Origin of the sequence: Polyangium sp. 15x6 (assembly GCF_029960785.1) — a bacterium.
Classification (GTDB): domain Bacteria; phylum Myxococcota_A; class Polyangia; order Polyangiales; family Polyangiaceae; genus Polyangium.
Genome location: NZ_JASBQE010000033.1, coordinates 56,043 through 78,632, shown reverse-complemented (window position 1 = coordinate 78,632; position 22,590 = coordinate 56,043). Strand labels below are relative to the sequence as shown.

Sequence of the window (22,590 nt, the reverse complement as noted above, 5' to 3'; positions counted from 1 at the left end):
TCGCGCTCAGCCGAGCACGAAATCGATCTCGAAGAAGTCGTAATGCGCGGCGCGCATCCCCATCGCCGCGTACGTCGCCTGCGCGCGGTGGTTCTCCTTGTCCACGTAGAGCCGCACGCCGCAGACGCCCTTGTCGGCCCGCGCCTTCGCGAGCACGTGATCGTGCAGCGCCCGGTAGACCCCCGTGCGCCGCGCGCCCTCGGCGACGTAGACCGACTGGATCCACCAGAACGTCCCGTTCCGCCAGTCGCTCCACTCGAACGTCACGAGCAGCTGCCCCACGGCCAGCCCCTCGCGCTCGGCCACCAGGTAAAACCCCTTCGCCGGGTCCTCGATCACCGCGCGCGTGCCCCGGATCGTCGTCTCCGGATCCAGGGTTTTTCCTTCGGTCTCGAGCGCCATCGCGCGGTGCTGTCGCGCGAGCGTCTCCACGTCCCCCGCGTGCGCGAGGCGAATCGAAACGGGCTCCATCGGCTCTTGCCTCACTTGCCCGGCGGCGCGATCGACGGCTTCGGCCGTTCGTCGGGGTAGAACGTGCGGGGGATCGGCTCGTGCTCCACGAGGTAGCCGAACTCCTTCTGAAAATCCTCGATCGAGATGTCGAGCACGTTCGCGAACCGCGCGAGCTGGCTCGAATCGTCGAAGTCGTCCTTGCGCAGCCGCAGCATGTACCTTCGCGCGATCATGTACCGATCGCTCGCGATGTCCACCATCCGCACGCGCATGCGGCCCGTCTTCGGGTCCATGATCGTGTCGAACGGCACGGCCTGGAACGAGCCCTGCACCATCGCCACGAGCGCCCCCGTGCCGCCCTCTGCCAGGTACTTCGCCGCGCAGTACCCGAGGTCTCGCGCGTACTCCATGTCGTACGGGATCGGATCGGCGCACCGGAGCTCGTAGCCGATGTTCTTCGGGATGATCGTCGCTTTGACTCCGAACTGTTTCAGCCGCTTCTGCACCTCGGCCTTCAGGATGTCGGCGAACGCGATCTCCGCGATCCGCACGTGCCCGTGCGCGTCGCGCTCCACGCCCGCGAGCCCTTCGAGATCGTGCTCCTCCATGCGCTCGACGAGCCCCTCGGCGATCATGGCCACGCCGTCGGCGCGCCCCGTCGCGAGGCGTTTTACGATGGCCGCCGCGAGCAGGTCGACCACGGTCTTGAGCCGCACGTGCCCCTCCGGAAACTCCTCGGGCAGCAGCGTGAGCGTCGTGCCCGCGGCCTTGCCGATGCCGAGCGCGAGGTGCCCGGCCTTCCGGCCCATCGCGACCACGAAGTACCAGCGGTGCGTGGTCTTCGCGTCGACCATCAGGTTCTCGACGAGCTCGACGCCGATGTGCCGCGCCGTCTGGAAGCCGAACGTATCGGCCTGTCCCGGCAGATCGAGATCGTTGTCGATCGTCTTCGGCACGTGCACCACGCGCAGGCGCCCCTTCGACTGGAGCGCGACCTGCGACGCCGAGAACGCCGTGTCGTCGCCGCCGATCGTGATGAGCTTGTCCACCTCGAGCCGGAGCAGCGAGAGCACGGTCTCTTCGAGCAGGTCCTGCGACTTCGTGGGGTTCGCGCGCGAGATCCCGAGGTACGAGCCGCCGCGGAAATGGATGCGGCTCACGTCGTCGATGGAGAGCGGCCGGGCGTGCTCGAGGTCGCCCTTCATGATCCACTGGAATCCGTCCTGGATCCCGACCACGTCGTAGCCGGAGAGGACCGCGCGGATCGTGGCCGCGCCGATGACCGCGTTGATGCCGGGCGCGGGCCCGCCGCCGACGAGGATTCCCACCTTTTTCGGACCGTGGCTCATGACTTCGGCCCCTAGCATCCCCTCCGGGCTTTCGCTAACCTGGTTTGGTGACGAGGCGCTTTTGCTCGGTTGTCTTGCTGCTCGCGCTCGCCGCGTCGCCCTTCACGTCATTTGGGCTCCTCGGCTGCGCGTCGCAAGAGCAGGCCCCCGAAGCAGCCACGCCCCCGCCGCCTCGGCCGAAGAACGCCGCCGAGATCGCGCGTTCGATCGTGAACGGCCGCGTCGGCATGATGGTCTGGCCCGAGCGGCTGAAAGGCCATCCGCTCGAGCTCCGCCTGCGCGCGATGAACCCGCTCCGGAGCATGCTCGAAGGCACGGGCATCGACGCGACCGGCGACGTCGTCGCGGCCTACGTCGCCTCGACCGGCGTCACGCAGAGCGACCTCGCCGTCGCGATCGTGCAGCACAAGCTCGACGACCAGCGCGCGCGCCAGGGCCTGAACACGATGATCGCCCGCAGCGAGCCGCGCGGGGAATGGATCACGACGGCGAGCGTGCCCTCGGCGCGCGTCACGGTGCGTGGACAGACGCGCGTCGTCGCGCTCGTCGAGGAAGGCTTCCTCGCGGTCTTGCCGGAGTCGCTCGCCCCGCAGGCGGCGCGCTTCGAGGGCACGGGTGGTTTTCCGGATCCCGAGGGGCCCGAGGCCGTCGTCGCGACTGCCGACGATCCTTCGCGTAGCCTCGCGGGCTCGCAGGCGCCGCGCGTGCCGTCCACGATTCGTTACGCCGTCGCGCGCCTGCGCCTCGCCGCCGACGGCGGCGTCGACGTGTCGAGCACGGGCGAGAGCACCGATCCGGTGCAGGCGAGCGCGGACGCGGCGGCGCTGACGGCCTCGATCGACCGGGCGACCTCGCTGAACCTCGGGATCGTGAAAGTTCGCCTCTTCGCGCCCGTCGTGTTCCGCGCGGAGGGCGCGCAGGTGAAGAGCGACCTTCACCTCACGCCGTCCGAGATCGATCGGCTCCTCACGCTCGCCGATACCTTCATGCCCCGTTGATGTCGTAGGGGGATCTCAGCCTTCCGAGAGCTCCGAGAGCAGCGCCGCCTCTTGTGCCGCGAGGTCGGCCTTGAGCTTCTGGAGCGCTTCGAGCTTCGCCTTCTTTTCTTGCTGGGCGGCCTGCGCCCGCTGGGCGGCGATCATCGCCTCCTGTGCGGCGAGCGCTTCCCGCTGCTTCTTCAATGCGTCGAGCTCCGCCGTGGCCGCGCCAATCTTCTTGTCGAGCTGGCTCGGGCTCAGCTCCTCGGCCGAATCCTGCAAGAAGAACGACTCCGCCCAGCCGGCGCCGAGCTTGTGCTCGTGCTGGATCTCGCCCAGCTTGCCGAAAAGGGACTTCCGCAATTTGTTGTGGTCCTGGTTCAGCTTGACGCGCGTGCCGATGGTCCGGAAGTCGATCAGGTTTTGCGCTGCGATCTTCTTTTCCTTCGCCGCCTCCTCGCCGGCCTGCGCGCGCGCGGCGACCACGGGCGCGTGGTCCTTCAGCACGGCTTTATCGGCCTCCGCCAGTGCTTCGGGCCAGGTCTTCATGACATCGAGCTGCCCGCCGAGGACCGGCCGCTTCAATTCGCTCGGGCGCAGGTGGCCGAAGAGGCGCTGCCCGAGGAGCGAACGGTTGTCCACGTTCACCGAGACGAAATCGACCGAAGCATCGAGGTCGTGATCCGCGAACTGGACGGCGGCGGCGGCGGAGGCCTCGGCGATGAGGAGGTTACGCTCCTCGGCGATGGCGGCCTCGATGCGCGGCTCGAATGCATCGACCTCGGCGACGAGCGCCTGCGTGTATGGGTTGCGCCGGATGCGGGCCGCCATGAAGCGAAAATGGCTCTCGCCGGTCGGCGTGGTCGCGGTATCGGGCAGGGTCTTGATTCCAACCATGGTGGCGGATGCTAGAGAGGGCGCTTACCGGGCGTCAAGGGCAGAGACGGCCCGGCGACGGTACCCTCTCCTCGCCGGGAGGGCTCGAACGGGTCGGCGACGCCGCCCTTTCCTCGCCGGGAGGGCTCGAACGGGTCGGCGACGCGTCACGGGGGCATTCGAGGGGGCCGAAGTGGGGTCGCAACGCGGGCCGGGGGCGCTCGGGGCGGCGCAAGTGGGGTTGCAACGTCGACGGGGTGGGATAGGGGCGCGGGAAGGGGGGGCGCGTGCGGTCGCGTCGCGGCTCGGGGCGCCCGTGGCGCGTGGCGCGCGCGTTTCGCCGCCGGTCTTTGGACGCGCGGACGGGCGTGCCGATACGAGCGCCGCGATTTCGGCGAGGGGCGCGAGGTGGTCGAGCGTCGACGTTCCGGCTCGGCTCCGCGACGGGGGGTCAGGAACTCTCGCTGTTCGAAAAGCGCGGGCGGAGGCGGGGCGGCGCTCGGTGGCGAACGCGATTGAAGCGTTCGAAATGGGGTGGCGAGCCGTCGCGGGACGACTCGAGGCATGTTGGCGCGTGAAACAGCGGGAAAACACCGGGAAACGGTTGACGGAGGCATCGGCGTCTCCGTAGCCTGCCCCACCTGCGGCGAGGGCGAGGAGGTGGGCTCGTGCGGAAGCGGCGGCTTGCGGGGGTGGCCTTGGTCGTTATGTGCATGGCGGTGTCCATGTTGCCGATGGGATGCGGGGCGAGCGACGAGCACGCCGTCGCGCCCAGGCAGGGCAGCGGGCACGCGCTCCCTCCGATGACGGTCCAGGCGCTTCAAGCGTGCGTCAAAGACGGGGGCCAGCGGCTTCGGCACAACGCGTACGAGATCGCGTTCGCGGTCGAGTTGACGGGCGACCGCGTCACGGCGGTGAAGCCCAAGGGCCCGCGGCTCGACGACGCTGGCGTCCAGCAGTGCATGATGGAAGCGCTGGGGGCGATGGCGGACGCGGGGTTCTCGCCGGACAGCGACGAGCTGGTCTCGCGCGGCGGCCTCTTGCCTACGCGAGGCCTGCTGGCGAACACGTGGGCGCTGCCCCAGGTGATCAGGTTGATCCCGGTGGTCGTCGGGTCGTCTGGGACGATGATCGTCGTCGCGGTCGCGGTGCTCGTGGTGGTCGCGGCCGTGTCGTTGAAGGATGATACCGACGAGGAAGCTGAGAGGGAACGGTGCAAGAATGCGGCCTATACCCCCCTCGAGGCATGTTACAATGCGTGTGAAGCCATTTGGAATATGGATAATGCGCGCTGCCGCAAGTTGCGAAGTGCGAGGGATAGGGCCATTTGCTGGGCGCAATCGAACGAGGACCGGGCGAACTGTCGGCGCGCCTGCGAACGAGAGGCAATGAAGGACAAATGCCCACGATAAAAAGGATCATTGCCGAGAGGATACTCGAATTCCGCCACTCCCAGGAGTCAAAGCCTAAAAATGTCAGGGTGCGAATCAGCGCACCTCAAAGAGAAGGAAACGATTGGTCCGTCGTGTACGAGATACGCGGGCCCGGTAGGCGGCGAGAAAAGCGGAAAGTTTGGGGGGTCGATTCAGTGCAAGCGCTTCACATGGCAATGGGAAGCGTGCCCGTCGACGTGCGAGGAATTGAAATGTTGACGGGCGGCAAGGTGACATTCCTCGGCGGGGAGGATCTCATGTTTCCAAGCTTCAAATGACACAGCCGCTCGGGCTCCGTGGTGGGCCCGAGGAACGCTCCGGCCCGTCGTGCAGGGCCGCCAGAGCGCGTTCCGGGTCATGTGCGGCTCTCCCCCGTGTGCACCCTGGCCAGGGTACACGAGATCCGATGCGCGTTCGCGAGTCTTTAGCGCCTCGTGCGCGCTGGAGGCGCGCCGCCCGGAGGCCCAGGGCCGCGGAAGAATCATGAAGCGACTGAGGCGTGGCTCTTCCGCATCGACGGCACGTGATCTCCCCCGCCCCGTTCGTCCCGGAACCAAAAGTTTGTCCACGGCTTGACAGCCACGTTTGTCTCCGGTAAGGATTGTCCTCGGAGGCTGACGTTGGGCGTGCGCTCTTGACCCGAGTAGCATCAAGACGTTCACGTTGGCCTCCCCCTTTTCCTGCGTGGATTGCGGTATCTTCTCCCTGCCATGCCGTCGCGCCGCAGCCCTCGCCCCGCTCATCTGCCTTTGCCTCCTCCTGTGAGCGCGGGCGAGGAGCCGAACCGTGTGGCGTTCCGGTTCGAATACACCCCGCCCCGCACGATTCGCGGCTGCATGGGCCGCGAAGACTTCATCATGTGGCTCTCGTCGGGGTTCGGTTATCCGGTTGTCAGGGACGATGCGACGCGCACGTCTCTGCCTCGGACGAGCACGGGGTCGAGCGGTGGCAGGCCGTCATCCCGACGCTCGATGCGTCGGTCGGCCTCGCTCGGCGTACAGTGTACGCCTCGCTCGGCCTCTCTAGCCTCGAGCCGCTCGCGGCGCCTGTAGAACACCCTCGCACACGCCGGCTGACGCTCGCGTCATCCCACTGCTACGCTCGGCCCCCATGAGGCTCGTGAAGATCGGGGTTGCCAGCGTGAACGCGACGGTCGGCGCCGTCCGCTCGAACGTGGATCGGTGCATCCGCCTCGCGACGGCGATGGCCGAGGACGACGTCACGCTCGCGGTGTTCCCGGAGCAGGTCGTCGGCGGGTACGCGGCGGAGGACCTCGTGCAGTGGCAGGCGTTCGTGGACAGCCAGCGGCGTGAACTCGAGCGCTTCGCCGCGGAGACCGCGCGGCTCCGCACGGTGTTCGCCCTCGGCTTGACCGTCGGCGTCGAAGGCGACCTCTTCAACGTCGGCGCGCTCGTGCACGGCGGCGAGATCCTCGCGTTCGTGCCCAAGGAAAAACTCCCGACGTACAACGTCTTCTACGAGTCGCGCGTCTTCTCCCGCGGCATGCCGCACATGGACCGCGAGGCGCGCGGCGTGTTCTGCGGCGATCGGATCTTCCAGTTCGATTTCGGCATCGTCGCGGTCGAGGTCTGCGAGGACATCTGGTCGCCCGATGGACCGATGCGGCGGCGTTGTTACTCGGACGCCGAGATCGTCTGCAACCTCTCGGCCTCGCCGTTCCGCGCGGGCATCGGGGGCACGCGCCGCGAGATGATCGCCACGCGGGCCGCGGACAACCAGTGCACGATCGCGTACGCGAACCTCGTCGGCGGCAACGACGGGCTCGTCTTCGACGGCGGCGGGTTCGTCAATCAGAACGGCCGGCCGATGCTCGAGGCGAAGCGGTTCCGCGAGGGATACGCGGCGACCGTCGTCGACCTCGATCGCACGGTCCGGAGCCGGCGCGAGGCGAGCACCTGGCGGAGCGACCTCGAGACCTTCCGGCGCGAGCAGAAGCCCGTGCCCGTGCAGGTGGTGGGCGAGAAGACGGCCGATCGAGCGAAGCTGCGATATCCCGCGCCGCCGCCCGGGACCTCGTTCTTCCTGCCCTCGGCGAGCCTGCCGGCGAAGACGCCGCGCGACGAGCTGCTCGACGATTTCCACGACGCGCTCGCGCTCGGCGTCGCCGATTATTACCGCAAGATCGGCGCCTTCCGCCGCATCGGCCTCGCGCTCTCGGGCGGGCGCGACTCGCTGCTCACCTTGCTCGTCGCGCATCGCGCCGCCGAATTGCTCCACCCCGAGCTCGAAGGCGCGGCGCGGCACGAGGCGGCGGGAAGAATGATCAGCGCGTTTTACATGCCGTCGCGGTATTCGAGCGACGCGACGCAGAACGCGGCCGCGCGGATCTGCGCCGACCTCGGCGTCCAGTTCATGGTCGTGCCGATCGAGGACGCGTTCGTGCGCGAGCTCGAAGCGACGCGCACCTTGCTCGGACCGGGCGGGCCCGAGCCGACCGAGCTCACGAAGCAGAACGTGCAGGCGCGTATTCGTGGTCAGCGCATGTGGAACTGGTCGAACACGAGCGGCGCGCTCTTTCTGCAAACGGGGAACATGAGCGAGAAGGCGCTCGGGTACACGACCGTCGGCGGCGATCTGGAGGGCGCGTTCAGCGTGATCGCGAACCTGCCGAAGACCGTGGTCATCGCGATGCTCGAGCGGCTGGAGAAGCGGTTCGGTTATCCGGGCATCCGCGCGACGCTGGAGACCACGGCGGGCCCCGAGCTCGCGGCGAACCAGTCGGGCGAGGCCGAGCTCATGCCGTTCGAGGTGCTCGACGCTTGCCTCTACCTTTACGGCGCGGAGAAGCTCGCGCCGAACGAGGTGGCGCTCGCGCTGACGAGCGTGTTCCCGGACCGGGATCCGGCGGTGCTCACGGCGTGGGCGGAGAAGTTCGCGCGTCTGTTCACGCAATCGATCTTCAAGTGGGTGCAATCGCCGCTCGCGATTCACCTCGGCTCGCTCGACCTCGACCGCGAGCGCGCGCTGCAATTGCCCGTCGTGCAGCGGACGGAGTGGAAGGGCGAGTAGACGATCGCCCTCGTCGTTCGGGTTTCACTGATTGCGCTTGATCACGTGAAACCCGAACGGTGTCTCCACCACGCCGCTCGTCTCGTCCACCTTCAGCGCGAATGCCGCGTCGCTGAAGGGTTTGACCATTCCATCCGCCTTGAACTTCCCGAGGCTCCCGAGCCTCTCCGCCGTCGCCGCGTCGTCCGAATACTCCTTCACGAGCGCCGTGAAATCATCGCCGGCCTTGGCCTTGGCGGCGACCTCTTCCGCCCTCTTTTTCGCGTCCGCCTTCGACCGCGTCACCGTCTTCGGCGCGTTCTTCGCGCCCTTGTACGCGACGAGCACGTGCTGCGCCGTGATCCACTCCGGGGGTTTTTCCGGCGCGGCCGCCGTCTTCTCGGGCGTGGGCGCGGGCGCGGCCGTCGGGGCAGGCGTGGGTGAGGGCGCGGCGGCGGGCGCCGCGGACGTGGCGGGCGCGGGCGCCGGCGGCGGATCCTGGCAGGCGAGGAGCAGGGCGGGGACGAGCAGGAGCAAAGAGCGCGGGGAGAGCATGGGGATCCTCATTTCGTCATCGTTTTCGAGAAGACCACGGCGCCGTTTCTGTCGATGAACTCGAACGAGAGCTTCGGCCCGTCGAACTCCAGGTAAGCGAACCCTTCGAAGCCATCCGCGAAGTAGAGCTGTTTCTCGTCCGTCGGGACGAAATCGAACGTGTCGCGCGTCTTCGCGCCCGCGCCGCTCACCACGAAATGCGTGCCGGGGCAGTCGCCGTCACGGCCCCTGTCGATGAACTCCAGGTTGTGGTCGTGTCCGGCCATGAACATGTCCGTGCCGCAATAGATCGCCTTCTGGAACGCGAACATGCCCGCGATGCCGAGCAGGTTGTTGTCCCAGAAATGCTCGCCCGATGTGAACCGCGGGTGGTGGCCGAAGACGATCTTCCACGTCGCCTTCGAGTTCTTCACCCGGGTGCTCATGTCGTTCTTCTGCGTCCCGTTCAAGAAATCGACCGTGTCGAGCGCGAAGAGGTGCACGTGGCCGATCGTCACGTCGTACCACGCCGCCGGCATGTGCCATTTCTCGCTCGACCGCATCCCGGGGCCGCTCCCGAGCGGCAAGGACGCATAGTCGATCTGCGCTTGCTTGTTCCCGCTCGACGTGGGCCCGTGGTCGTGGTTGCCGAGCACCGCGTAAAACGGCACGCCCTCGAGGTGCGGCCGGTCGTACGGCTGCTCGAATTTCTCGGCCCATTGCGGGTCGTCCACGCTCGCCACGCCGTTGTCGTAGAAATTGTCGCCGTTCACGAGCACGGCGTCGCAGCCGCCCACCTTCTCGCATTTCTCGCTCATTCGATCGGCCACGGCGTGCTGGGCCTCGTTGCCCTCGCCGGTGTCGCCGATCGCGAGCAGACGGACCACCTTCGCCGCCGGCCCTCCGCCCGAGCCACCAGGGCCCGTGCTCGACGTCGACGATCCGCCCGTCCCGCCTGCACCGCCCGTCCCGCCCGTGGCCCCCGCGCCTCCGCTCCCGGCGCCGCCGTTCCCCGTGCCGCCGTTCCCCGCGCCGCCGTTCCCCGCGCCCGCGCCGGTCGTCGCGGTGCCGCCCGTGGTCGTGGACGTGTTCACCGCGTCCCCCGAGCTGCAGCTCGCGATGGCGAGCGGCACGAAGCAGCACACGACGAGAGACGAGGCGAAGAGGCGCCGCGTCCGCGTAAGAGAGCGTCCGGAGTCAGCCATGGAGGCAATGTACACAATCCGTCCGCGGATGTCGTTATGATAGGCTCCGCCCCTCCGCCCCCATGAGCGCAAAGCCCCTCGTCGTCGCGAGCTCGTCCATCGAACACCGCCGCCCCCGGCTCGGCGGGTGGCTCATGCGCGCGGGATTCGGCGCCTTCGTCGGGCTCCCCGGGCTCATCGTGACGATCCTGGCGATCGCGGGGGCGGACATGGCCGACACGTCGATGGCCCTCTCGGCGCTGCTCATCTTCCTCGGCGTCCTCGGGTTATTGGTCGCGCCCTTCGTGTCGCTCGCAGGCGCCGTCCTGACGTCGTTATCGCTTCCGCTGCGAAGCTCGGGCGTGCTCCGGGTCGATGGCCAGGGCCTCGTGGCCGTGCAGGGCGGAAAGGAGCATCATTTCGCGCGTGCGGCGATCGAAGGCGGGCTCGTCCTTCCAGGCACGCTCCTCGATGGAAAGCGTCCGCGGGTCGAGCTTTACCTGCGCAATGGTTCGGCCCTCACGGCCGAGGTCCCCGACGGCATTGCGGCGCATCGGCTCCTCGACCGGCTCGGCATCGACGCGGCGCGGCGGCGCGTGGCGGTCCTCTGCGGCTCGGCATACCGGCCCCTCGTCACGGGTTGCGTGAGTCTCCCGATCGTCTGCATCCTCTTTTTCATACCCCTCGGTTATCTCGTCACCGAATATCCCGCCGCCCGGTGGCCGATGGGCGTCTTCGCCTGGGCCGTCATGCTCACGATGACCTTCATCGTGCGGCTCACGCGGCCGCACGAGATCATCGTGGGGAACGACGGGCTACGCATCCGCGGTGGCTTCGCCGATCAATGGATCCCGCATTCACACATCCACACGATCGAGGAGAAGCAACGCGAGCTGTTCCTCGAAGTGGGCGCGGCAGGCAAGCCCACCCGGCGGGTCGAGGTCGCGACGGGCGACCCGAGCTTCATCATGGCGGTGGCCGGCCGGCTGCGCCTGGCAATTGCGCTCGGGTCGAACGGCGCGGGCGGCCCAGCCGTGGGGGCGGAGCTCGATCCCGCGGGCAAGTCGTTCACGGAATGGAAGGACAAACTCCAGGCCCTCCTGCTCGACGCGGGATACCGGAAATCCGCCGTGACGCACGAGGAGCTCTTCTCCGTGGTCGACGATCCGGACCTGCCGCCGGGGCAGCGGCTCGGGGCGGCCATGGCGCTCCGGATCGCAGAGCACCCCGACGCGCGCGTGCGCATTCGCGTGGCCGCGGACGCGTGCGCGGACGAGGCGATGAAGCGCGCGCTCGAAGAAGCGGCCGAGGGCGAGCTCGGCGAGCGCACGCTGAGGCGCGTCCTCGATTGAAGGGTCAGTTCACGTCGTGGTCGTGGAGCAGGAGCGTCTCCGGGTCGCGCCGGTAGACGAGCTCGCCGTCGTCCGTGACGTCGAGCTTCGCGAGGTCGTCCCGCACGAGCCCGTCGAGCGCGCGCTCGGCGTCACGCGCGCTCGGCATGCAGAGCCTCGCGGCGACCTCGCGGGCCGTCGCGCCGCCGCGCAGGGCGTCGAGCAGCGCCGCGCGGCTCACCGCGTCCGCGCGCCGCGCGGCTTCGGCCTCCTCGATCACGCCGAGGCCGCGCCACACGAAGCTGACGCCCACCACGAGCGGCAAGAGGCCATACAGGACAAACCCGAGCGCGATCGTCAGGATCGAGGGGGAACGCAGGGCGGAGAGCCATCCGACCGCCCCGAACGCGCTCGACAGCGCGCCCACCGTGACGAGGGTATTCCCGACCAGGCTCCCGCGCGTGGACGTGCTCTGTGTACCCATCATCGCCTCGCCTGTCGCCTTGGGGCAACGGGCACGCCATTCGAGGCGAGCGGGCAGAGGATGGGGGACCGTCGCGCTCGGAACCTGGAAAGAGCTGATATCGAGGCTTCGATTCCGGGATTGCGCCGCGTCGCGGGTGAACCTGGAAAGGCCGGGGGCGGCTGCTTTCTGGAACGAGCGGCCGCGGCCTTCGCGCGGAGGCGCCATCGGCGCACGGTCGCTCGCCGGGGCGGGGACGAGGTTCACCATGATCGGGGGGAGCTACCTTCGCCGTGAGGTGAGGGCCAAGTCTTCTACCCGCCTCGCCGGCGGGGCATGCACCTCGCCAACCGAGCGACGCGCTGCGCCAGCGGGGCGGCGAGGGTGCTCGCCGCGGACATTTGCGACGACATTGACGAACGCGTGCCGGAGCCGCGTCGATTTTGTGACGTCGACCCGCTCGCCGGGCTTGACGTCACGCCCGCTCGGCTGTTCCGATCCGCCGCTCGGAGGGCAGAAGCATGCGAAACGGGTGGTTTTCTTCGGGCGTCTCGAGGGTCGTTTGCGCGGCGGCGCTGTCCGGCGCATGGATCGCAGCCTGCTCGGCGACGGGCGGCAACACCGAATTCGGCGATTCGAGCAGTGAGAATGGTTCCGGCGCGGGCAACCCCGGGGGCAATGGCAATGGCGGCGACGGCGGCGGCTTCATCCCGGCCGGCGCCGGTGGCAATGGCAACCAGGGCTCGGGCGGCAACGATAGCTGCGCGGCCACGAAGAACAAGGCCGAGCAGGTCCCGCTCGACATGTACATCATGTTCGACCAGTCCTCCTCGATGAACGATAACTCGAAGTGGACCTCGACGAAGGCGGCCCTCAAGGCGTTCGTCGAGCAGCCTGCCGCCGCGGGGATCGGCGTCGGTATCCAGTATTTCCCGCAGTCGAGCGGGGTCGTCTGTCCCGTTATACCATTCTGCAATACGGACGCCGATTGCGGGCCGGCCGCCTGCGGCCCCTGCGCCCCGCCCGCGCCCGGCTTCCCCATCAAGACCTGCTCGACCGCCGGCGGCGATTCGTGCAACCCCTCCGACTACGCCAAGCCCGACGTGCCGATCGCCCCGCTGCCGGCGGTCGGGACGACGATCATCAACTCGATCAACGCCCATTCCCCGTCCGGGAGCAGCACGCCGACCGGGCCGGCGCTCCAGGGCGCGGTCGATTATGCCAAACAATGGGCGACCTTGAACCCCACGCACACGACGGTCGTCGTGCTCGCGACGGACGGGGAGCCGACCGGCTGCACGGCCGCCATCAGCTCCGTCACCGCCGCGGCGAATGCACTCAGCGGCGTGCCCAGCATCAAGACCTTCGTCATCGGCGTCGGCGACATCGCGAGCCTGAACAGCGTCGCCGCGGCCGGCGGGACGGGGTCGGCGTTCATCGTCGACGGGAGCCAGAATGCGACCGAGGAGTTCCTCATGGCGATGAACGAGATTCGCGGCGCCGCGCTCTCGTGCTCGTACCTCATCCCGCAGCCTCCTCCGGGCGAGGACATCGATTACAACGCGATCAACGTCGAGTACACGCCGGAGTCGGGGATCTCGGTCGTCATCCCGCAAGTGAAATCCGCGGCCGAATGCCCCGCGGCGGGGCTCGCCTGGTACTACGACGTCCCCGGGGCGCCGAAGCAGATCATCTTCTGCGACGCGACGTGCTCGCAGGTCGCGAAGGACACCAAGGCCGAGATCGACGTCCTCGTCGGCTGCGCAACCATCGTGAAGTGAGAATGTCACGGAATCGAGGGTTGACAGTCGTCCCGCTTGCTTCGTAGCATCCGAAAATAGCGGAGATGCATCGAAGAGCGCGCGCTTTCTTTCCTTTCCTGTGGACAACCATCGTCCTCGCCGGGTGCTCCGGCGGGGGCGCGGAAGGCACGCCTTCGGGCACCGGCGGCTCCGGCGGCGCGGGCGGCGGTTCGTCGTCGTCGACGGGCGGCGCCGGAGGGCAGGGCGGCGCGGGCGGCGCGACGTGCGGGCCCTGCGGCGACCATGCGAGCTGCGACGCGAGCGGCGCCTGCGTTTGCGACAAGGGCTACGTGAACGACGGCGGCGATTGCGTGGATCTCGACGAGTGCACCGAGCAGCTCGACGATTGCCATCCGACCGCCGCTTGCACGAATACCGTGGGATCGTTCACCTGCGGTTGCCCGCCGGGCACCGTGGGCGATCCGAAGACCGGCTGCGAGGAGCGGTTCGTCGAGATCACCGCGGCGGCGTATCACACCTGCGCGCGCCGCATGGACAACTCGATCTTCTGCTTCGGCGCGGGCGGCGGCGGCCGGCTCGGCAATGGCCTCGGCGCGAACCAACCGGCGCCCGTGCAGGCCGGCGCAGCGGACAACTGGATCCGGGTCGTCGCGGGTTCGGCCCATACCTGCGGGATCAAGAAAACGGGTACGCTCTGGTGCTGGGGCACGAACAACTTCGGCCAGCTCGGGCTCGGATACACCGACAACCAGACGCTCCCGGCGTGGCTTTCGCTCGAACGCACGTTCTCGAGCGTCGCCTCGGGCGACAACCATAGCTGCGCCGTGGAGAGCGACGGCGGGCTCTTCTGCTTCGGCCGCAACCAGGCGGGCCAGCTCGGGATCGGCAACCTCGAGAGCAAGCTCGAGCTCTCGCCCGTGAGCCTCGATCCGCTCGCGGCGACGTCGGACAAGGACTGGAAAGAGGTCTTTGCCGGCCGCGACACGACGTGCGCGACGAAGCAGGATGGGCGGCTTTATTGCTGGGGGCAAAATAACGAGCTGCAGGTCTCGAAGGTCGGCGGCGGCTCCGTGACCGCGCCGTTCCTCGTGGAGACGGCGCCGATGGCGGCGGACGCCGACTGGGCGACGGCCTCGATCGGCTTCACCACGTGCGCCGTGAAGAAGGACGGGCGGCTTTATTGCTGGGGCCGCGGGAACGAGGGCCAGCTCGGGACGCCGCTCGGGCCCGCGACGGCGGCGCCGGTGGCGATCGGCGCGGGCAAGACCTGGAAGCGGGTGCGCGCCAATGCATTCCACATCTGCGCGCTCGACGATCAGAGCGCCCTTCATTGCTGGGGCCGCAACCAGGCCGCGCAGATCTCGGGCGAGGCGCCGGGCTGGGTGACCGCGCCGATGGACGTCGCGCCGGGGACGAAATGGCTCGATGTCGCCGTCGGCGTCGTGCACAGCAGCGGCGTCACCTCGGATGGCCGCGTGCTCACCTGGGGCTCGCGCATCTTCGGCCAGCTCGGCGACGGCGCGATGAGCCTATGGCCCGCAATCGCCAACATCGGCGCGGACACGACCCATACGAGCGTCACCTCGTATGGCGAGTCGGGTTGCGCCTCGAGCGGGGCCGGCGAGCTTCGATGCTGGGGCAACAACGAGAGCGGCCAGCTCGGCCTCGGCGACAACAAGACCCGCTCTCAGCCGGCCAAGGTCGATTTCGAGGCCGCCGCGAAGGTCGCCCTCGGCCGCCAGCACGCGTGCATGATCACGGCCACGGGCAAGCTCGCTTGCTCGGGCCGCAATGCGCAGGGCCAGCTCGGCCGGGGGACGAACACCCCGGCGACGACGTTCGCCGAGATCCTGAAGACGGGCAAACCCTACGAAGCGCTCCAGTGGAAGGAGATCGCCGCGGGCGAGGAGCACAACTGCGCCATCGCCACGAACGGGGCGCTCTGGTGCTGGGGGCGCACGAACGAGGGCCAGATTGGCATGAAAAACCCGGCCCTCGGCAACCTGATCCAGCTCGAGCTCGTCGCCGGTGAGGCCCCGCCCATCGATTGGGTGAGCGTCGCGGCCGGTCAATACCACACATGCGCGACGCGGGCCACGGGCACGCTGTATTGCTGGGGCCGCAACGTGGAAGGCCAGATCGGCAATGGAACGCCGGCGTCCGGCAAGACCGCGCCGTATTCGCTGGGCGACGACTGGAAGGGGCCCGTGGCGGCCGGCATCAACCATACCTGCGCGATCAAGAAGGACGGCACGCTCTGGTGCTGGGGTCGGAACGCGAACAACCAGCTCGGCGACAACACGAACGTCGACCGGCCGTCCCCCGTGCAGATCGGCTCGGCCACGGATTGGGCCTTCGTCATCGCGGCCAACGCATCGACGTGCGCGGGCAAGGTCGGCGGCGGATTGCAATGCTGGGGCGCGAACAACGTCGGCCAGCTCGGCCTCGGGGATACGGGCCAGCGCAAGGTGCCGACCGCGCTCTCCGGGGCGTTCGTCGCGGCGACCCTCGGCTTCAGCCACGGCTGCGGCGTCACGCAGGCCGGCCATCTCGCGTGCTGGGGGTCGGGGGAAATCGGTCAAAATGCGCGCGGCGACGGGCTCGCGTTCGCGCCCGTTCCCATTGCGGCATCCTATTGAGTTGAGCTGAAGGAGATCGGTTTCGATGTTGCGAGGCGCAAGGGCTCGGGCGTGGTTCGTCCTCGTGTCGCTCGCCGCCGCCGCGTGCGGGGGCGGCGGCGGAACCGCAGGCGGGAGCGGCGGCGCAGGCGGGAGCGGCGGCACAGGCGGAAGCGGCGCGGGCGGCGACCCGTTCGCGGTCGACGAATGCGCGCTCGGCCTCGACGACTGCGCGCCCGACGCGGAATGCGTCGATACCCCCGGCTATTTCACCTGCACGTGCAAGCCCGGGTACGAGGGCGACGGCAAGACGTGCGTGGACGTCGACGAATGCACGACGCTCCTCCACGACTGCGACACGAACGCGACGTGCTCGAACACGCCGGGCGGGTTCGATTGCGCGTGCCCCGCGGGCTTCGCCGGCGACGGCAAGACCTGCGACGCGAAGTACGCGTCCGTGTCGGCGGGTCAATACCACGCTTGCGCGATCCGCAATGACAAGACCCTGCATTGCTGGGGCCTCAACACGAGCGGGCAGGTCGGCACCGGCACGTCGGACCAGGTCTTTCTGCGCCCCGTGCCCGCCTCTGGCGCGACGAACTGGGTCTCCGTGAGCGCGGGCGGCGCGTTCACCTGCGCGCTCGACGAGAACAAGCGCATCTCGTGCTTCGGCTCGGGGAGCGTCGGCCAGATCGGCGACGGCCTCGGCGTCGCGCAATCGACACCCGCCATCGGCGCGGGCGGCTACGAGGACTGGATCGCCTTGAGCGCCGGCTCGACGCATGCGTGCGGCATTCGCACGGGCGGGGCGCTTTATTGCTGGGGCCAGAACAACCGCGGCCAGATCGGTGACAACACCACGACGAACGCGCTCTCGCCCGTGCTCGTCGACGCGGGTCCCTGGTCGATGGTCTCGGCGGGGACCGAGTTCACCTGCGGCGTCAAGGCGAACGGGACGCTTCATTGCTGGGGCTTCAACAATGCCCGCCAGCTCGGCGACGGTACGAACGCCGGGCAGCGGCTCGTGCCCACGCAGGAGTTCACCGTCGCCACCGACTGGGCGACCGTGTCGACGGGCAATGCCTTCACCTGCGCCACGAAGACCGACGGAACGCGCCATTGCTGGGGCACGAACTCCCTCGGGCAGAACGGCGACGGCTTGCTCGCGACCGTCGTCTCGCCGAAGGCCGCGGACATGGCCACGGATTGGTCCGCGAACCTGGACGTCGGTGACCTCGCCGGCTGCGGCCAGAAAAAGAGCGGCGAGCTCCATTGCTGGGGTGATGGAAGCGTCGGACAAACCGGCCAGCCGGACAACGAGGGGCCCACGCTGACCCCCTCGCCCGTCTCCGGCATCAGCGACTGGATCTCGTTCTCCAGCGGCCTGCGTTTCGCCTGCGGCGTCCGGCAGACCGGCGATCTCCTTTGCTGGGGCTCGGCGAGCCGCGGCGCGCTCGGGGCGGGTTTTTCCGCGGACCGGACCGAGGCCACGCCCGTCTCCGCCGATACGGACTGGGAGCGCGTCGACACGCAGCTCGACAATGGATGCGCCATTCGCACCGGCGGAAAGCTCTTCTGCTGGGGCCGCAACGTCTACGGCCACCTCGGCGACGGCACGACGCGCACGCGCGCCACGCCCGTGGAGATCGGCGCGGGCAAGGTCTGGAAGCGCATCACACTCGGGCGCACGCACACCTGCGGCATCGCGAGCGAGGGCGGCGGCCCGGACGTCCCGTATTGCTGGGGCCTCGACGGAAATGGCGAGCTCGGCAATGGGTCCGTCGTGACGAACCAGAACGTACCCACCGCGGTCAACACCACCGTCGGCAACGATTCGCCCTGGGTCGAGATCGCCGCGGGGTACAACCACACGTGCGCCGTGCGTCAGGACAAGACCCTCTGGTGCTGGGGCCGCAATGCGAGCGGCCAGCTCGGCGACGCCTCGACGACGACCCGGCCCGATCCAAAGCAGATCGTCCCGGCCGAGCCCGCCAATTGGCTCGACGTCGTGGCGAGCGGCGATTTCACCTGCGGCCTCCGCGAGGGCGGCAACGTGTTTTGCTGGGGCCTGAACAACCTCGGCCACCTCGGCCAGGGCGACACGGTCTCCCCCGTGAACGTGCCGAAGCCCGTTCCGGGGACGTACGCGGCGATCGACGCGGGCGCGAACCACACCTGCGGCGTGCGCCTCGACGGCACGCTCTGGTGCTGGGGCCGCAACAACAACGGCGAGCTCGGCCTCGGCAATGCCGTCACGCCGATCCCCACGCCCACGCAGGTCGGCAATGCGACCGACTGGGCGCGGCCGTTCCTCGGCCAGGGTTTGACCACCTGCGCGACGAAGAAAAACGGCGACCTCCATTGCTGGGGCGTCGGCTCCTTCGGCCAGCTCGCCCTCGGCAACCTGTCGAGCTTCAATGCGCCGCAAAAGATTCCGAGCCTCGGCCCGTGGAAGGTCGTCTCCCTCGGCAACGAGCACACCTGCGGTATCGCGCAGGACGGCGTGCTCTCCTGCTGGGGCGCGGCGTATTACGGGCAGCTCGGCAGCGGTCTTCCGTTCCTCTCGACGCCGACGCTCGTGCTCGATCCCATCTGAAATGAAAAAGGCCTCGCCCGGTCGTTCGCCGGGCGAGGCCCTCTCTCTCCGTCAGGCCATCAGGCGTTCTTCAGCATCGCCTTGATGAGCTTCGGATCCTGATTCGAGATGTGATCGTAGGGCAAACCCGCGGCCGTGAGGATGGTCGCGTGCACGTCCGACGGTTTCACGACCGTGCCCATCTCGTCGTCCGGCGCGCCAGTATCGAGGTTGATCGGGCGTACGTCGTAGTTCGTGTCCTTCGTCGCGCCGATCGCGATGTTGCCTCGAATGCCCTTGCCCGCGACGAGGCAGGCCGACGCGAGGTGGTGATCACGTCCGCCCTGCGGGTTGATCCGGGGCGTGCGCGCGAACTCCGAGAAGCAGAGCAGCGTCGTCCGGTCCCAGTAGGGCTTGCCATTGCTATCGAGCGTGTTCTTCAGGTACGTGATGAGATCACTCACCGCGTCGAAGCCGGCCCGCTGCCGCGCCGGGTGGTTCGACGGCCAGTCGTCGTCGAAATGGGCGTCGGTGACGTTGACGAGCCTGAGGAGCACGACCTGCGAGATGCCATTCACGAGCGCCTGCGCCGCGAGCGCGGCCTGGCCCTTCGGCTGGCCCGCGAGCGTCGCCCCGGGGTTCGTCGGGTTCACGCCGAACGTCTCGTAGAGCTTCGCGAGCTGGCTCGTCGCTGGCGGGTTCGGTTTGAAATCGAAATGCTTCCAGAGCCCGCCGTTCGCCAGCGTTTGCGCCGAGCGCCACGCCGAGAGGTGCGTCGAGACCTGCCCGCCCCGGGCGTCGAGCTGCTGGTGCAGGCAATACTCGACGTGGTGGAACTTGGAGGCCGCCTGCTCCACCTTGCCGTCGAGCGAGAGCGAAGCATTGAGCGGCCGGAGCACCTGCAGCATCTCGTTGTAGCTCGGCACCGAGAGGCCGCTCGCGAGCGGCGAGAGCCCCTCGTTGTACGTCTCCGCGCCGCCCGTGACGAGGTTCGGAATCTCGTGATGATCGAGCAGGCCCGAGGCCGCCGCCCACCACGTCTCGAGCGAGCTGCCACTCGCGGCGAGGCCCCGCGGGAACTTGCCCGTGAGGAAATACCGCCGCCCGACCTCGTGCGTCAGCGTGCCCATGCTCATGCCACGCACGACGCAGAGATCCTTGTAATGCGCGGCCGCGAGCTTCGACATCGTGGGCCCGTAGGCGACGCTCGAGCCGGCGGGCTTCACGAGGCCCGTGCCGCCCGTCTCGTCCTCGATGACCTTCTTCGTCGGGCCATCGGTGACCATGTCGAAGCCCGTGTAAATGCCGCCGGCGAACTCGCCGTAATCGTGATGATTGCGCGGGTCGAGGCAATAGAGCGTGTCCCAGCCGCCCGCGAACTCGCACATCACGAGGAGCGGGGCGGTGTCCGGATCGACGTTGTCCGCGCGCGCGTGGCGCAGGCCGAGCAGGCCGTCGAGGAGGAGCGCGCCGCTCGCGGCGCCGAGCGCGCCGAGGAGCGCGCGTCGTGAAATCTGGCCTTTCTGGCTCATGGCGTGTTCCTCCTCAATCGTTGTGGAAAAGGGGAGACTCGAAGAGCGTGACGCACACGCCCCGCCATCCCTCGGCCGCCGCCGTGATCTCGCCGCCGTTCGGCGACGAGACGCTCGAAACGCCCGCGTCGTAGACCGCGCGCAGGTTCGTGACCATCGAATCGTCCGCCAAAACGCGCAGGCCGAGGAAGCGGAGCACGAGGTATTGCAGGTTCTCGTTCACCTGCGCGTCGGTCGCGGTCCCGTCCACGGGCGCCTTCGGGAAGAGCGCGCGTGAAGCATCCGAGCGTTTCATGTCGTTCTTGGCCATCTGCATGCAGATGTCGCGCGCCGCGTCCCCGACGAACTTGAGGTAGAGCGCGTTCGAGACCGTGCTCTCCTCGGTCGACGTTTGATAATCGGGCCGGCCGAGCGCCTTGCCGAACGCGAGGTCGCTGAACCCGTCCCGATTGTTGACACGCCAGATGATGGGAGCGCCGTAAACGTCATTTCCGGCGACCTTGCTCATGGCTGCCTGGAGCGTATCGATGCGCAGGCGCCGCACCCCGCGCGCGGGGCCGGGCAGCGCGCCGCCGCCGAGGTCCGCGGGGGCATTCTCGGTTTCGCCGTTCGCGGCGACCGCGGGCGCTTCCCACGGCGCCTGGGGATCGGCGGACGGCGCTTCTTTCGTGCACGCGGCCGCGGCGAGCGCGGCGAGCGCGCAGAGGGAACCGAGGCGAGACGCGCTCATGGCATCCTCCGGTAGGCGGGCAGCTCGACGAGATCCCGGACCGCCTGACGGATGTCGTCGTGGACCCGGAAGTTCGCGGCGATCTTGGCGAGCGCGTCGCCCTCGTAATCACTCGTCGTCGGATCGAGGTTCGGCTCGCGTTTCATGAGATACGAGAAGAGGTGCTCGATGGCCACCTCGTGGAACCGGCCGCTCTCGAGGTCGGCCTTCACGAGGTCGGCCGGACCCGCCTCGAAATTCGGCTCGAGCTCCGGGTGCTCGTCGTCGGCGTATTGAAGCGCCTTCAGCCTGTACGTCCGGAGATCGGGGTCCGTCTGGTCCGAGACCGGCACGTAATAACGGTCGCACCACCCTGCGTTCTGCGGCGCGGTGCCCTTGGCGCAGGCCTTGCGGGTCGGGTATTCGCGGGCGAAATCGTGCAGGGACATGCTGCCGGCCTCCGTGAATTGACCGAAGTGCGCGGCGAGCGGCTCCAGCGTCACGTGGCAGCTCCGGCAGACGCAGCGGCGGGTGAGGTCGTCGCCTTCCTTCTCGCAGTTCGTGTCCTTCGTGCTCGGCGGCTGGAAGTATTGCCCGAGGAACGCGATCCGGTAGCGATTCGCCCGGCCGCGGTTCGTCTGGAAGCGGAGGAGGAATGCGGGCAGGGTGATGAGGCCGGCGTGCGGCGCCTCGCGGTCCACCCCGACCCAGGTGTCCACGTCCGTGAACGCGAGCTCGGGCAGCGGGCCGTCCGAGGGCTGGTGCTCGTTCTGCGTGCGCGAGAGCGTCTGCCGCTGCGCGTGATAACGAAAGTAATGAGCGAGCGGACCATTGTAATGCACGCGCTTCGTCGTGAGCAGCCCGGAGTACGGCTGCGTGCCGTCCGTGTGCTCGTCGACGAGACGGAGCACCTGCTCGCGCAGCGCCGCGAGCACGAGCGGCTGAACGATGCCGGCCGGCATGCAATAGCTGAGCTCCGGCCCGCAGCCGCAGGTCTTCGCCTTGCCCGTGGCCATCAGGTGATCACAGGAATGCGTCCCCGCGTCCGGATCCCCGGGCGGCAGCGTGTACGTCTCCGTCGCCTGGGCGTCGAACGCGCACACCTTCACCTTTTTCGCCGGGTCGGCTTCCCAGTAAGGGTGCACCTCGACCCAGCCCTCGGCGAACCACGGGCCCACGCCGTCGCTGCCCATGGGTTCGGTCATCGGAAATCCCGTCACGGGGTCGTAACCGAGGGCGTCCTGGGGCTTGTTCTGGCAGGTATGCGTGCCGTCGCCGCCGCGATAGAGCGCGCTCTTCCCCGCCCCTGGGACGAAGTAGACCGGGCTCCCGTCGTAATTGACGGTGCTCAGCGAGAAGTTCACGTCGGCGAGGGCGATGTTCGGGTTCGTCCAGAGCAGGCTCTCGTGATAGCGGCGCATTTGCACGCGAAACGCGTCGCTCGCGAGGTACTCGTCGAGGAGCGCATCGGGGAGCGCGGAGAGTCCCGCGACCGCGTCGTACTCGGCGACGTCGGGCACGGTCCCGCGCAGATCGATCGAGAGGCGTCGGAGCTGCCGTTCGACAGGCAACTCCCGGTGCAAGAAACATTGCTCTCCATCTTCGGCGAGCGCCGCGGAGGGCGCGGCCGCGAGGAGGGCGAAGCAGAGCGCTTGCCAGCGTCGTTTGCTCTTCATGTTACGGCTCGGTGTCGAAAGGAGGGAGGCGCCGCGGGCGGGAGCGGGCCATGTTCCAGTGGAACCGAGCCATAACGTTTCGTCAACATCTCTTGGGAGCACGGACGA

16 protein-coding genes are annotated in these 22,590 nt (G+C 68.5%); 7 read left to right on the top strand and 9 right to left on the bottom strand.

Annotated features, from left to right (window positions below; translation table 11 throughout):
* Positions 1–6 precede the first annotated feature (6 nt).
* Entirely contained in the window at positions 7–471 is a 465-nt protein-coding gene (locus QHF83_RS24310; protein ID WP_282420308.1) for a GNAT family N-acetyltransferase, read from the bottom strand.
* Positions 472–482: 11 nt separating this feature from the next.
* The gene (gene pfp, locus QHF83_RS24305) at positions 483–1,802 is read right to left on the bottom strand and encodes a diphosphate--fructose-6-phosphate 1-phosphotransferase (RefSeq protein ID WP_282420307.1); all 1,320 of its coding nucleotides are present in this window, start codon (positions 1,800–1,802) and stop codon (positions 483–485) included.
* Positions 1,803–1,849: 47 nt separating this feature from the next.
* On the opposite strand from pfp, the gene QHF83_RS24300 reads away from it, so the two are divergent.
* A complete protein-coding gene (locus tag QHF83_RS24300; protein ID WP_282420306.1) occupies positions 1,850–2,800 on the top strand; it encodes a hypothetical protein in 951 nt (316 codons plus the stop codon).
* Positions 2,801–2,815: 15 nt separating this feature from the next.
* Here the strand turns inward: QHF83_RS24300 and QHF83_RS24295 are convergent, their stop codons facing one another.
* Positions 2,816–3,676 carry a hypothetical protein gene (locus QHF83_RS24295; protein WP_282420305.1) on the bottom strand — a complete coding sequence of 287 codons (861 nt, stop codon included), beginning with the start codon at positions 3,674–3,676 and terminating at the stop codon, positions 2,816–2,818.
* 692 nt (positions 3,677–4,368) lie between these two features.
* On the opposite strand from QHF83_RS24295, the gene QHF83_RS24290 reads away from it, so the two are divergent.
* Both QHF83_RS24290 and nadE read left to right on the top strand, forming a co-directional pair.
* Complete coding sequence (locus QHF83_RS24290) at positions 4,369–5,067, top strand: hypothetical protein (protein ID WP_282420304.1); 699 nt, start codon at positions 4,369–4,371, stop codon at positions 5,065–5,067.
* 1,131 nt (positions 5,068–6,198) lie between these two features.
* The gene (gene nadE / locus QHF83_RS24285; protein ID WP_282420303.1) at positions 6,199–8,118 is read left to right on the top strand and encodes an NAD(+) synthase; all 1,920 of its coding nucleotides are present in this window, start codon (positions 6,199–6,201) and stop codon (positions 8,116–8,118) included.
* A gap of 24 nt (positions 8,119–8,142) precedes the next feature.
* Here nadE and QHF83_RS24280 read toward each other — a convergent pair whose 3' ends face one another.
* Both QHF83_RS24280 and QHF83_RS24275 read right to left on the bottom strand, forming a co-directional pair.
* Positions 8,143–8,652, bottom strand: coding sequence for a peptidylprolyl isomerase (locus tag QHF83_RS24280; protein ID WP_282420302.1), 510 nt, complete (start codon positions 8,650–8,652; stop codon positions 8,143–8,145).
* Between the two features lie 8 nt (positions 8,653–8,660).
* Positions 8,661–9,836 (bottom strand): metallophosphoesterase, encoded by a 1,176-nt coding sequence (locus QHF83_RS24275; RefSeq protein WP_282420301.1) that lies wholly within the window; start codon positions 9,834–9,836, stop codon positions 8,661–8,663.
* Positions 9,837–9,898: 62 nt separating this feature from the next.
* Between QHF83_RS24275 and QHF83_RS24270 the strand changes: the two genes are divergently transcribed.
* Positions 9,899–11,167 carry a hypothetical protein gene (locus QHF83_RS24270; RefSeq protein ID WP_282420300.1) on the top strand — a complete coding sequence of 423 codons (1,269 nt, stop codon included), beginning with the start codon at positions 9,899–9,901 and terminating at the stop codon, positions 11,165–11,167.
* A 4-nt stretch (positions 11,168–11,171) separates the two neighbouring features.
* On the opposite strand, the gene QHF83_RS24265 is transcribed toward QHF83_RS24270, so the two are convergent.
* On the bottom strand, positions 11,172–11,633 hold the full coding sequence (locus QHF83_RS24265; RefSeq protein WP_282420299.1) for a hypothetical protein: 462 nt from the start codon (positions 11,631–11,633) through the stop codon (positions 11,172–11,174).
* 497 nt (positions 11,634–12,130) lie between these two features.
* Here QHF83_RS24265 and QHF83_RS24260 point away from each other — a divergent pair, with 497 nt between their 5' ends.
* The 3 genes from QHF83_RS24260 to QHF83_RS24250 all read left to right on the top strand — a co-directional run bounded on the left by QHF83_RS24260 (position 12,131) and on the right by QHF83_RS24250 (position 18,586).
* Positions 12,131–13,390, top strand: coding sequence for a vWA domain-containing protein (locus QHF83_RS24260; RefSeq protein ID WP_282420298.1), 1,260 nt, complete (start codon positions 12,131–12,133; stop codon positions 13,388–13,390).
* A 65-nt stretch (positions 13,391–13,455) separates the two neighbouring features.
* Positions 13,456–16,011 (top strand): EGF domain-containing protein, encoded by a 2,556-nt coding sequence (locus QHF83_RS24255; protein ID WP_282420297.1) that lies wholly within the window; start codon positions 13,456–13,458, stop codon positions 16,009–16,011.
* A 25-nt stretch (positions 16,012–16,036) separates the two neighbouring features.
* The gene (locus tag QHF83_RS24250) at positions 16,037–18,586 is read left to right on the top strand and encodes an EGF domain-containing protein (RefSeq protein ID WP_282420296.1); all 2,550 of its coding nucleotides are present in this window, start codon (positions 16,037–16,039) and stop codon (positions 18,584–18,586) included.
* A 59-nt stretch (positions 18,587–18,645) separates the two neighbouring features.
* Here the strand turns inward: QHF83_RS24250 and QHF83_RS24245 are convergent, their stop codons facing one another.
* The 3 genes from QHF83_RS24245 to QHF83_RS24235 are packed head-to-tail and all read right to left on the bottom strand — an operon-like array spanning position 18,646 to position 22,482.
* Entirely contained in the window at positions 18,646–20,097 is a 1,452-nt protein-coding gene (locus QHF83_RS24245) for a DUF1501 domain-containing protein (protein WP_282420295.1), read from the bottom strand.
* A 13-nt stretch (positions 20,098–20,110) separates the two neighbouring features.
* Positions 20,111–20,827, bottom strand: a complete 717-nt coding sequence (locus QHF83_RS24240; RefSeq protein ID WP_282420294.1) for a hypothetical protein — start codon at positions 20,825–20,827, stop codon at positions 20,111–20,113.
* Entirely contained in the window at positions 20,824–22,482 is a 1,659-nt protein-coding gene (locus QHF83_RS24235; RefSeq protein ID WP_282420293.1) for a hypothetical protein, read from the bottom strand. Before QHF83_RS24235 ends, QHF83_RS24240 begins: the two co-directional genes overlap by 4 nt.
* Positions 22,483–22,590: the final 108 nt, after the last annotated feature.